The following is an 11735-nucleotide window of genomic DNA, read 5'->3' on the forward strand; positions in this document are numbered from 1 at the left end:
TGGAGTACCCATGGCAGCAAAATCCGTCCTTGACCAGGTCATTTCCCTCTCCAAGCGGAGGGGCTTTGTCTTCCAGGCCGGTGAAATCTATGGTGGCTCCCGTTCGGCGTGGGATTACGGACCCCTTGGTGCGGAACTGAAGGAAAACATCAAGCGCCAGTGGTGGCAGAGCATGGTCCGCGGCCGCGAAGACGTCGTTGGCCTGGACTCCTCAGTCATCCTTCCCCGCCAGGTTTGGGAAGCCTCCGGCCACGTGGAGGTCTTCTCGGACCCCCTGGTGGAATGCCTGTCCTGCCATAAGCGCTACCGTGCTGACCACCTCGAGGAAGAGTACGCGGAAAAGAAGGGCCGTCCCGCCGAGAACGGCCTGAAGGACATTGCCTGCGCCAACTGTGGCACCCGTGGCCAGTGGACCGAACCGCAGGAATTCTCCGGCCTCCTGAAGACCTTCCTTGGCCCGGTGGCCAACGACGAAGGCATGCACTACCTGCGCCCGGAAACGGCCCAGGGCATCTTCGTGAACTTCAACAACGTCCTCACCACGTCCCGGAAGAAGCCGCCGTTCGGCATTGGCCAGATCGGTAAGTCCTTCCGCAACGAAATCACACCGGGCAACTTCATCTTCCGTACCCGCGAGTTCGAACAGATGGAGATGGAATTCTTCGTCGAGCCCGGCACCGATGAGGAATGGCACCAGTACTGGATGAAGGAACGCATGTCCTGGTACACCAGCCTGGGCATCCGGGAAGAAAACCTCCGCTTCTTCGAGCACCCGCTTGAAAAGCTGAGCCACTACTCCAAGGGCACCACGGACATCGAGTACCGCTTCGGTTTCCAAGGCTCCGAGTGGGGCGAACTCGAGGGCATCGCCAACCGCACGGACTTCGACCTCTCCACGCACGCCAAGGCCTCCGGTACGGACCTGAGCTACTTCAACCAGGCCACCAACGAGCGCTACACCCCGTACGTGATCGAGCCCGCTGCCGGTTTGACCCGCTCCTTCATGGCCTTCCTGATTGACGCCTACACCGAAGACGAGGCACCCAACGCCAAGGGCGGCGTCGACGTCCGTACCGTCCTGAAGCTGGATCCGCGGCTCGCCCCGGTCAAGGCGGCCGTCCTTCCGCTGAGCCGCAACGAGGACCTGTCCCCGATGGCAAAGGCGCTGGGCACCCAGCTGCGCAAGAACTGGAACATCGACTTCGACGACGCCGGCGCCATCGGCCGCCGTTACCGTCGCCAGGACGAAATCGGTACTCCGTTCTGCATCACCGTGGACTTCGATACCCTCGAAGACCAAGCCGTGACCATCCGTGAGCGCGACACCATGAGCCAGGAACGCGTGTCCCTGGACAAGGTTGAGGCTTACCTGGCAGCACGACTGATCGGCGCCTGACCGTGGCTTTGGAATACCGCGAGTGGAAGGAAGGCGACGACCTCGCCCTCCTGGAAATCTGGGGCGGCCCGGAGACGCTGCCCGCAGAACAGTTCCGTGCTGCTTTGGCGCCTTCAAGCAACCAGCCTTGGCGCCGCTGCATCGTCGCCGAGGACGTCGTTGACGGCGTTCGTATCCCCGTTGCCGCCGGCGTAGTCCACGAAGCGTCCCTGCACCCGGAACGTCTCTGGGCTTACATCGAGGTTGCCAAGGACCATCGCCGGAACGGCGTTGGGGCCACCCTGCTGACTATGCTGCGCCGCGAAGCCGGAAACGCGCCGTCGGGCGTTTCCAAACTCCGCAGCAAAGTTGAGCCGGGCACGCCGGGCGCTGCTTTCGCCGATGCCGCAGGTCTTGGACCCATCCAGCGTTCCCAGTTGGTAGTGGTGGAGCCTGAGCCGCTGAAGCTCCCGCGGTTCGGCGACGGTTCCGAGGAAGCTGCGTCGGAGCGCGTCGAGGACCTCGCCACCGGTTCCGTGGAACTCAGCGAAGTGGTGGGCAGCTACTACTCAGCCGTCCATCACTGGGACAGCCCGGGTGAGCTCAGCATTCCTACGGTGCAGCGGCTCTTCCTGCACGATCTCACCGGGGCGCACGGGGCCATTGTGCTTCGTGCACCGAAGGCAAGTGCCTTTGGTGGGGGAGTGCCGGCCAGCCGAAAAGGCAAGATCCAGGCCTTCGCCATCAGCTACGCCCAGGGCAACTCCGAAGAACCCTCGGATGTCTTCCTGGGTCACGATCCGAAGCTGTCCGTCGACGACGCAGAGGCTGCTGTTCGGGACCTGCTGGCGCTCATCGCCTACCAGCACCCAGTGCTGTTGGAAGTGGACGAATCGATGACGGCCCTGCGCGGTGTCCTGGCTCCCTTGCTGGAGTCGGGCAAGGCCCACGTTCGCGGTGCTGACACACTGATCGTGAGCGACTGACCAGGTATTTCGCACGTCCGGATCCCGCTGTGCCCATCGCCGATGGGCAGGGCGGGATCCTGGCTTTAAGCTCAGCCAGCATTCATGGTGGAAAAGCCTTGACGCGGCCATGGCGCAGGAGTAGGAAGACGACGTAAGCCACGCGCCGGCACACTCGGAGGGAAGCGGCGTCTGTGGACCAGTTCCGGTCTCCTCTGAATCGGCGGTAACAACAAATGAACGGTACGGCCTTGGACGGGCTGCGGGATCAGCTGCGTGGACAGCTCATCACTCCTGAAGACCCTGAATATGATTCGGCACGGGCAGTCTTTAACGCCATGGTCGACAAACGTCCGGCGGGAATCGTCCGGGTGGCCCAGGTAGCGGATGTGATCGCGGGGGTGAACTTCGCACGGGAGAATTCCATGCCTCTGGCCATTCGGGGCGGCGGACACAGTGCCCCTGGATTTGGAACAGCGGATGACGCCCTGGTGCTGGACTTCGTCAACCGAACGGGGGTCCGGGTGGACCCGGAGACCGCCACTGCGCGGGCCGAAGGCGGGACGACATGGGCTGACTTCAACCACGCAACCCACGCCTTCGGACTGGCGACCACTGGCGGGATCGTCGGTTCCACGGGAGTGGCCGGACTTACCCTGGGAGGCGGCATAGGTTATCTGGCCCGCAAGTACGGTCTCTCCTGTGACAACCTCATTTCCGCCGATGTGGTCACGGCGGATGGAAAGTTCCTGGTGGCCAGCGAAGACCAAAACGAGGACCTGTTCTGGGCGCTCCGGGGTGGTGGCGGCAACTTTGGCGTGGTGACCTCCTTCGAGTTCAAACTCCATCCCGTTGATATGGTCCATGCCGGAGTCATTCTCTATGGCGCAGAACATACGGACACCGTTGCCCGGTTCTACCGCGATTACATCGCGAACGCGCCGGAAGAGTTTGGCGCCTTCCTGGGATTCCACCAAGGCCCGCCCGTCCCGTTCCTTCCCGAAGAGTGGCATGGCAAGCCTGTTTGTGTGGTGGTGGGGATGTGGACAGGGGACATGGGAGAAGGCGAAGCACGGTGGCAGCCCTTCCTGGACGCCGCTCCTGTTGCCGGCTCGCTGGTAGCTCCTATGCCTTACCCAGCCCTGAACGTTGCCTTCGACGCCCTGAACCAGAAGGGAATGCAGGGGTACTGGAAAGCGAACTTCCTCCCCGAGCTCAGTGATGGCGCCATCCAGGCTCACGCTGAGCATGGCGCGACGGTCACCAGCGTCAATACGGCCGTGCACATTTACCCGATCGACGGCGCCGTCTCACGCGTTGGCGTCCACGACACAGCCTTTGCGCATCGGGACATGAAGTTCGCGCCGGTCATTGCCGCGCAATGGATGGAGCCCACGGACAACGAAGCCAACATCGCCTGGGCGCGAGGGTATGCGGCGGCTCTTGCACCGCACTCGGCGCTGGGCGGGTACATCAACTTCATGGACACCGAAGACCAGAACCGGGTCACTGACAATTATGGCCCCAACTGGGATCGTCTGGTTGAGGTCAAGAGCAAGTACGATCCCGGCAACGTTTTCCATGTGAACCAGAACATCAAGCCCGCCTGAGGGAAGGCTTTGCATGTGACCCGGCTAGGCTTGAAGCCATGAGGTTTTGCAGCTGATGGGTCACGGACACTCCCACGGTCACGGTCATTCTGAAAGTTCCGAGCCAACCCCACAGGCGATTGCGTCCCGGAAGCGCGCCAACTGGCTCCTTGCTGCGGTGCTGGTTCCACTTGGAGTGCTCACTGTCATCGCCATGATGGTCATGTGGCCCTCGGGCAGCCGGGACGGAATCTCCTTCGCGAGTCCCTACCAGGCTGCCCCGGGGGTGACGTTTGATACCGGAAAGATCCAGAGCGTGGTGCAGGAAAGTTGCACCCAAACCGGACAATCCACGCAAGGACAGACGGACACTGGCCAGACTGACACCGGCCAAACAGGCCAGTCCGGTGGTTCAGATTGCACTTTTGCCTTCACCCAGCCGGACAAGGGCGGGGAAGCCGTCAAAGTAGTGATCAACCCCGACGTCGCCAAATCCCACGGGGTGGATGTGGGGGACTCGATCCGCTATCTGAATCTCTCAGGTGTCCAGGGCGCATCTCAAGGCAACGGCTCGCCGTCGTACGTTTTTGTGGACTTCGTGCGGACCCTGCCCATTGCCCTGCTGGCCGTGCTCTATGCGGTGGTAGTGATCGCTGTGGCGCGCTGGCGCGGCTTCCGGGCGCTCCTTGGTTTGGTTGGCGCTTATGCCGTGCTGGTCGGCTTCATCCTGCCGGGACTTGTGGAGGGGAAGCCGCCCCTCATGCTGGCTTTGGTGGGCTCCACGGTGATCATGATCGGGGTCCTGTACTTCGCCCACGGATTCTCGGCGAGGACGTCCACGGCACTGCTCGGAACCATCTTCGGGTTGGGCATTACAGCGCTCTTGGCGGCGTGGGCCACCGATGCTGCCAACCTTGCAGGCGTCGGTGACCATAACGCTGCCACGCTGATAAATATGTCGGACAAGATTTCAATCTCCGGCATCATCTTGTGCGGCCTGATCATCTCAGGCCTCGGCGTCCTCAACGACGTCACCATTACCCAATCCGCTGCCGTGTGGGAACTTTACGAACTGGCCCCGAACACCAGTGCCCGGAAGCTGTTCTCCTCTGCGATGCGGATTGGCCGGGACCACATCGCCTCCACCGTTTACACCATTGCCTTCGCTTACGCTGGTGCCGCCCTTCCCATCCTCATCATCGTGATGCTTTACGACCGCCCACTTGCCGAGGCCCTGACCACTGCGGAGTTGTCCGAGGAAGTCATCCGGACGCTGGTCGGCTCCATCGGGCTCGTGCTCGCCATCCCGGTTACCACGCTGATTGCCGTCCTGGTGGTCAAGGCCACGGGCGTGAAGCGTGCCATCCCGGCGCCGGCTCTGTTCGTGAATCCGGACGATGTGGACGATACCGGTACGCTCGCTGCTGCGGCCGCCGTCGTGGGTTCTGGCCGAGGTGAAACGCTCGACGGCGGCCGGTCTTCCCGCGCGGTCGGCAAGCCTGCCCGCCCGGGGAGTCGCCGTGCCCAGCGTGAGGCGGAGCGCCGCGGCGACGATGATGGTGCGCGCAACTCCATGTGACGGCGGGGCCATGACATTTGTCATCTTGGACCGGTGACACCCTCCACGGGTCCACGGGGGCAATCCCGGCTTGAATGGATGGTGGAACAAGACCGCCAATCAGGGAGAACCATGGGAATCACGGGAGTGCCGGCAGTCCACGCCGTCGGACTGCACAAGAGCTTCGGGGAGGTCCGTGCCGTTCGTGGCTTGGATCTGACCGTGCACCAAGGCGAAGTTGTGGCCTTCCTTGGGCCCAATGGTGCAGGCAAGACCACCACCATTGACATGATCCTAGGTCTTAGCACCCCCGACCAAGGTGAGGTTTCGATTTTCGGCCACTCGCCCCGCGGCGCCATCGCCCGAGGACAAGTGGCCGCCGTCATGCAGACCGGCGGATTGCTTCGGGATATCACTGTCCGCGAAACCGTTCAGCTAACGGCCGCAATGTTTGACTCCTCGCGGCCAGTGGAGGAGGCGCTGACCCGTGCCGGCATCCTGGATATCGCCAACCGACGGGTGGAGAAATGCTCGGGCGGCCAGCAGCAGCGCCTCCGCTTTGCGATGGCGCTGGTGTCGGATCCCGGACTGCTGATCCTGGACGAACCGACCACCGGCATGGACGTAGCTGGCCGCCGCGATTTCTGGGCCGCCATCAGGGCGGACGCCTCGCGCGGCCGGACAGTAATTTTCGCCACCCACTACCTTGAGGAAGCGGACGCTTACGCGGATCGGATCGTCTTGGTCCGTCAGGGCACGGTAGTTGCCGATGGCACGGCGGCCCAGATCAAGAACCTTGCCTCCGGCCGCACTGTCAAGGCTTCCTTGCCAGCCGCTGACCGGCATCTTCTGGCGGGACTCCCACCAGCGGACACCGTTGACTACGACGGCGGAAGGCTCGCCGTACGCACGGGGGACTCGGACGCGGTGGTCCGCTACCTGCTGAACAGCACTGCAGCACACGATCTGGAAGTCGTGGCGAACAACCTTGAGGAGGCCTTCGTGGCGCTCACAGGGGATGGAGCAGAATCAGAAACCACCGAACCCGCACTCGAAGGAGACCGGGCATGAGTACGGCAACAGCAATGCAGGACCGCAAGCCCTCCGCGGGCGGTATCAACCGGACGTTCCTGTGGATCGAGATCAAGCGGATGCTCCGCAACCGCAGGACAGTCATCTTCACAGTCGTCATGCCCGCGATCTTCTTCTTCATCTTCGGCCTGTCCAACAAGAACCAGCAGTTGCCCAACGGCCACAGCTATGGTCAGTACATCCTGATCAGTCTGACGGTGTACGCAGCCATGACCGCGGCCACCGGAGCCGGCAGCCAGGTGGCGGTGGAACGTGCGCAAGGGTGGAGCAGGCAGCTCCGGCTTACTCCTCTGCTTCCCGGTGCCTATATTGCTGTCAAGGCTGCGGCAGCCCTGACGTTGTCGCTCGTCGCTGTGATCGCCCAATTCGTCATCGGCGCTTTGRCCGGGGTCACCATGGACCTCCAGACATGGGTGACAGCTGGATTGGTTGCCTGGCTGGGTTCGTTGGTTTTCGCAGCGCTGGGCTTGTTCGTGGGGTATCTCATGCCAAGCCAGAATGTAATGCAGATCCTTGGCCCGGCACTGGCTATCCTGGCCATGCTTGGCGGGCTCTTTATGCCGATCGAGATCATGGGCGAGACCTTTGGTGCCATCGCCAAGTTCACCCCGGCATATGGGATCGGGCAGTTGGCTCGGAGCCCCATCACTGGCGACTTCGATGCAATGTGGATCGTAAATGTGGTCATCTGGCTCGCGATCTTCGTTGGCGGAGCCGCGCTCGCATTTCGTCGCGACACCAAGCGCGTCTGATCCTGTCCACGTTGACTAGGGTGGGGGTCATGAGCTCCGAGAAGACCGGTGGCATGTTCCGTGGGCCTGGACCCAGAAGATGGTTTGCAGGCGCAGGCTTATCCATTCTTCTCTGGGCTTGGCCCACGTGGAACCTGGTGTGGTCCGTCAACGAGCCGCTTCCCTGGAAGCTGGCAGCCTCCACATCATTGATTGCCTTCTTCGTCGCCTACGCCGTTCTGCCGATGTACAGCCGGCGCCGCGGCAGCCGGACAGGCCTGGTGTGCGTCGGCATTCTCTTCGCCTTGAACGGGCTGGTGATTTTCCTGGTCGGCCGGGAGGCACTCTGGAYGTGGCCGTTCCTCGCCTGTGCGATTGCCATGACAGCGTTGCCACCGCGCGTTGACTTCGCCCTGATCGTGGCGCTTGCGGCAGTCTCCTTGGCTACCGGGCTGTCCACAGACACACCGGAGCAGGCCTTTTCCCAGCCGGCACTCATCTTGTCGCTGGGCCTCATGATGTCTTCCTTTGCACGGATGATCCGGCAGACGTCCCGGTTGCGTGCGGCACAAAGCGAACTGGCGGATGCGGCCGTTGCCGCCGAGCGGAGCCGGGTTGCACGCGACATGCATGACATCCTGGGACACTCACTGACGGTGATCGCCGTCAAGGCTGAATTGGCCGGCCGGTTGATGGAAGGAGCCGCTGGGCCGTCCTTGGACAGGGCAGCGGCGGAAATCAGCGACGTGCAGGACCTTGCCCGCGGCGCCCTCGCTGATGTGAGGGCCACTGTCGCCGGTTATCGCGGCGTCAATGTCCTCGCCGAACTCGCAGCTGCCAGGAGTGCGCTGGAATCGGCAGGGATCGAGGCCGAGTTGCCCGGGACAGTTGAGCAAGTTCCTGCCCGGCATCGCGAGCTCTTCGGCTGGGTATTGAGGGAAGGCATCACCAACGTTGTGCGGCATTCCGGCGCCGCGCGTTGCCGCGTCCTGCTGACAGCGTCCGGCGTCCTGGTGGAGGACGACGGCGTGGGGCCGGCTCCCGAAGCCCGTCCGGGAAGCGGGCTGGATGGCATACGGGAGAGGGCGGCTGTGGCTGGCGGAAGCGTCAGCGTCGGCACCAGTGACCTTGGAGGGTTCAGATTGGCAGTTGACGTATGAGTATCCGATTGGTGATCGCTGACGATCAGGCACTGGTGCGTGGGGCTTTGGTGGCATTGCTGGGGTTGGAGCCAGACATTGAGGTGGTTGCAGAATTGGGCGATGGCACGGGCGTCGCCGCTGCTGTGGTGGAGCATTCCGCGGACGTCGCGATGCTGGATGTCGAGATGCCGGGCCTGGATGGAATCAGCGCAGCAGCTGCCGTACGCCGGGCGGCGCCTTCGTGCCGGGTACTGATGGTTACCACCTTTGGGCGGCCTGGCTACCTAAAACGCGCCATGCAGGCCGGAGCATCGGGGTTTGTCGTCAAAGATACCCCGGCGCGACAACTGGCCGATGCGGTGCGCCGCGTTCACCGGGGGCTTCGAGTGGTGGATCCAGCACTCGCTGCGGAATCGCTGACGTCCGGCGACAGCCCCCTGACGGAGCGTGAGACGGAAGTGTTGAGGGCTGCCGCTGCCGGTGGAACTGTTGCGGACATTGCCAGGACAGCGATCCTTTCCGAAGGGACGGTGCGGAACTACCTCTCCGCGGCGATGGCCAAGACCGGTGGAAGGACACGAGCCGAGGCGGTACGAATCGCTGCCGATAACGGTTGGCTCCTGTAGGGAATTACGGAACAGACGCGGGAACGTGCTGTGCCGAATAGTCGCCCGAGAGCCGATTTGCCCTGATTTGCGACAATGGATGGGTGACTGTAGTAGCAACGCCCCCTGCCCCAAAGCTTGAGCTTCCGCCTTTGCAGCTCGGCGGGATCACCGTGGACACTCCCGTGATCCTTGCCCCCATGGCGGGCATCACCAACTCAGCCTTCCGCAGGCTCTGCCGCGAATACGGTGGTGGCCTGTACGTGGCCGAGATGGTGACATCGCGTGCGCTGGTGGAACGGACTCCGGAATCTTTGCGCATCATCTCCCATGACGAGGATGAGAAAGTGCGTTCCGTGCAGCTCTACGGTGTTGACCCCGTAACGGTCGGCGCGGCAGTCCGCATGCTCGTCGAGGAAGACCGGGCTGACCACATCGACCTCAACTTCGGCTGCCCGGTGCCCAAGGTCACCCGCAGGGGTGGCGGTTCCGCGCTGCCATGGAAGATCGACCTCTTCACGTCCATCGTCCAGACCGCGGTTAAAGAAGCTTCCAAGGGCGGTATTCCGCTCACCATCAAGATGCGCAAGGGCATTGACGAGGACCACCTGACATACCTCGACGCCGGACGTATCGCGCGCGATGCAGGCGTGGCCGCCGTCGCCCTGCACGGCCGAACGGCCGCACAGTTCTATTCCGGCCAGGCTGACTGGTCCGCCATCGCGCGTCTTCGTGAAGCGCTGCCAGACATTCCAGTGCTGGGAAACGGTGATATCTGGTCCGCCGAGGACGCTGTCCGCATGGTCCGGGAAACCGGCGTGGATGGCGTAGTGGTTGGCCGTGGTTGCCAGGGCCGTCCGTGGCTGTTCGGTGATCTGCAGGCGGCGTTCGAAGGCAGCGACCAGCGGCACCGTCCGGGCCTGCGGGAGGTCGCCGAAGGCGTGTACCGTCATGCAGAGCTCATGGTGGAAACCTTCGGCAACGACGAGTACAAGGCACTGCGGGAAATCCGAAAGCATATGGCTTGGTACTTCAAGGGATACGTGGTGGGCGGGGAGCTTCGCGCCAAGCTGGCCACGGTTCCCACTCTTGAGGTCCTGCGCGGACTCCTTGAAGAGCTGGACATGGATTTGCCGTATCCGGGCATCGATTCCGAGGGTCCGCGCGGCCGCGCCGGATCACCGAAGAAACCCGCGCTGCCCAAGGACTGGCTCATGAGCCGTCAGCTGAACGCGGAACAAAGTGCTGAAATCTCCGCAGCAGAGCTGGACGTGTCAGGCGGCTAGCTTCACACGTGTAAGACTGGCTCAAGAGGCACCACACCACGGCGCTTGAAGGAGGCAGATACCCATGGGAACCGAAGCGATGCTGGGCCGCACTGGAACGCCGCACGATTACGTGCTGGCAATTCCGGGCTACACCGAAGCAGATTCTGCGCGGTGGGTGGAAGAGTCGCGAAAGACCACGTACCGTTCCGATTTTGAACGCGACCGCGCACGGGTCCTGCATTCCTCGGCCCTGCGACGGCTGGGCGCAAAAACCCAGGTTGTTGCTCCTGATACCGACGATTTCGTTCGTACCCGTCTGACGCACAGCCTGGAGGTTGCGCAGGTAGGCCGTGAACTTGGCCGTTCACTCGGATGCGATCCGGACGTCGTGGATACCGCATGCCTTAGCCATGACCTCGGTCACCCACCTTTTGGCCACAACGGTGAATCTGCCCTGAATGAGGTGGCACACACCATTGGTGGCTTCGAAGGCAACGCGCAGACGTTGAGGTTGTTAACGCGCCTGGAACCGAAAGTCCTTGCTGAGGACGGCAGGCCCGCCGGGCTCAACCTGACCCGCGCCAGCCTTGATGCTGCGTCCAAGTACCCGTGGTCCGCCGTCGACGCCCCCGTCATCCATGGCCACCGCACCAGCAAGTTCGGCGCGTATGAGGACGATCTTCCCGTGTTCGAATGGCTGCGTGAAGGCGCTCCGGGCAACCGTTCCTGCATCGAGGCCCAGGTGATGGACCTCGCGGACGATATTTCCTATTCCGTCCATGACGTCGAGGACGCAATCGTTGCCGGCCACTTCCAACTGAAGTGGATGGAGAATCCGGACCACCGTGCCCGCGTCGTGGGCTACACCAAGCAGTGGTACCTCCCACACAACGATCCTGCTGACATTGATGCTGCCCTTGCCCGGTTGGAGGCCACCGCCGTGTGGGTTCGTGAGGCCGATGGCAGCCGCAAGTCCATGGCCGCGCTGAAGGACATGACCAGCCAGCTCATCGGCCGGTTCTGCCAAAGCGCCATGGAAACCACGCGTGACCATTTTGGCCCTTCCAACCTGACCCGCTATGGCGCCGAGCTGATGGTCCCGGAGGACACAGTGACCGAAATCGCGGTCCTGAAGGGCCTGGCCACCACGTTCGTCATTTCCACGGACCACCGCCAGCCCGTTTATGAACGCCAGCGCGAAGTCCTGCACGCCCTGGTGGGCGTGCTGAACGCCACAGGCGACCGCCACCTCGAACCGATGTTCGCCGCTGACTGGCGTGACGCTGCCGACGACGGTGCGCGGCTGCGGGTAGTGATTGACCAAGTTGCATCGCTGACGGATGGTTCAGCGCTGGCCATGTACGAGCGCCTGGTGGGGAGCCTGCCGTCGCTCTGGTAACGCTTCCGTCG

At 62.9% G+C, this 11735-nt stretch carries 10 protein-coding genes; all 10 read left to right on the top strand.

Features of this window, described 5'->3' with window-relative positions; genetic code table 11:
- The first annotated feature begins 10 nt into the window (after nucleotides 1–10).
- On the top strand, nucleotides 11–1396 hold the full coding sequence (locus AC1DCM_RS14905) for a glycine--tRNA ligase (protein WP_442016995.1): 1386 nt from the start codon (nucleotides 11–13) through the stop codon (nucleotides 1394–1396).
- Between the two features lie 2 nt (nucleotides 1397–1398).
- Nucleotides 1399–2361: a GNAT family N-acetyltransferase gene (locus tag AC1DCM_RS14910; protein WP_442016996.1), complete on the top strand. Its 963-nt coding sequence runs from the start codon at nucleotides 1399–1401 to the stop codon at nucleotides 2359–2361.
- 215 nt (nucleotides 2362–2576) lie between these two features.
- Nucleotides 2577–3950, top strand: coding sequence for an FAD-binding oxidoreductase (locus tag AC1DCM_RS14915; protein WP_477518820.1), 1374 nt, complete (start codon nucleotides 2577–2579; stop codon nucleotides 3948–3950).
- A gap of 55 nt (nucleotides 3951–4005) precedes the next feature.
- Nucleotides 4006–5508, top strand: a complete 1503-nt coding sequence (locus AC1DCM_RS14920; protein ID WP_442006218.1) for a YibE/F family protein — start codon at nucleotides 4006–4008, stop codon at nucleotides 5506–5508.
- A 111-nt stretch (nucleotides 5509–5619) separates the two neighbouring features.
- Nucleotides 5620–6558: an ABC transporter ATP-binding protein gene (locus AC1DCM_RS14925; protein WP_442006219.1), complete on the top strand. Its 939-nt coding sequence runs from the start codon at nucleotides 5620–5622 to the stop codon at nucleotides 6556–6558.
- Complete coding sequence (locus AC1DCM_RS14930; protein ID WP_477518821.1) at nucleotides 6555–7331, top strand: ABC transporter permease; 777 nt, start codon at nucleotides 6555–6557, stop codon at nucleotides 7329–7331. The genes AC1DCM_RS14925 and AC1DCM_RS14930 overlap by 4 nt, the downstream gene beginning before the upstream one ends.
- Nucleotides 7332–7360: 29 nt before the next feature.
- Nucleotides 7361–8470 (top strand): sensor histidine kinase, encoded by a 1110-nt coding sequence (locus AC1DCM_RS14935; protein WP_477518822.1) that lies wholly within the window; start codon nucleotides 7361–7363, stop codon nucleotides 8468–8470.
- Nucleotides 8467–9078: a response regulator transcription factor gene (locus AC1DCM_RS14940; protein ID WP_442006222.1), complete on the top strand. Its 612-nt coding sequence runs from the start codon at nucleotides 8467–8469 to the stop codon at nucleotides 9076–9078. The genes AC1DCM_RS14935 and AC1DCM_RS14940 overlap by 4 nt, the downstream gene beginning before the upstream one ends.
- 83 nt (nucleotides 9079–9161) lie before the next feature.
- Nucleotides 9162–10343, top strand: coding sequence for a tRNA dihydrouridine synthase DusB (dusB, locus tag AC1DCM_RS14945; RefSeq protein ID WP_442006223.1), 1182 nt, complete (start codon nucleotides 9162–9164; stop codon nucleotides 10341–10343).
- Between the two features lie 64 nt (nucleotides 10344–10407).
- Nucleotides 10408–11724, top strand: coding sequence for a deoxyguanosinetriphosphate triphosphohydrolase (locus AC1DCM_RS14950; RefSeq protein ID WP_442016998.1), 1317 nt, complete (start codon nucleotides 10408–10410; stop codon nucleotides 11722–11724).
- Nucleotides 11725–11735 lie beyond the last annotated feature (11 nt).

The sequence above is a fragment of the Paenarthrobacter sp. 10N417 genome, from assembly GCF_056394745.1.

What these genes read in the sequence shown, in the direction of transcription:
- AC1DCM_RS14905 (WP_442016995.1), top strand. Translation starts at nt 11, where the DNA reads ATGGCAGCAAAATCCGTCCTTGACCAGGTCATTTCCCTCTCCAAGCGG.
- AC1DCM_RS14915 (WP_477518820.1), top strand. Translation starts at nt 2,577, where the DNA reads ATGAACGGTACGGCCTTGGACGGGCTGCGGGATCAGCTGCGTGGACAG.
- AC1DCM_RS14920 (WP_442006218.1), top strand. Translation starts at nt 4,006, where the DNA reads ATGGGTCACGGACACTCCCACGGTCACGGTCATTCTGAAAGTTCCGAG.
- AC1DCM_RS14925 (WP_442006219.1), top strand. Translation starts at nt 5,620, where the DNA reads ATGGGAATCACGGGAGTGCCGGCAGTCCACGCCGTCGGACTGCACAAG.
- AC1DCM_RS14940 (WP_442006222.1), top strand. Translation starts at nt 8,467, where the DNA reads ATGAGTATCCGATTGGTGATCGCTGACGATCAGGCACTGGTGCGTGGG.
- AC1DCM_RS14950 (WP_442016998.1), top strand. Translation starts at nt 10,408, where the DNA reads ATGGGAACCGAAGCGATGCTGGGCCGCACTGGAACGCCGCACGATTAC.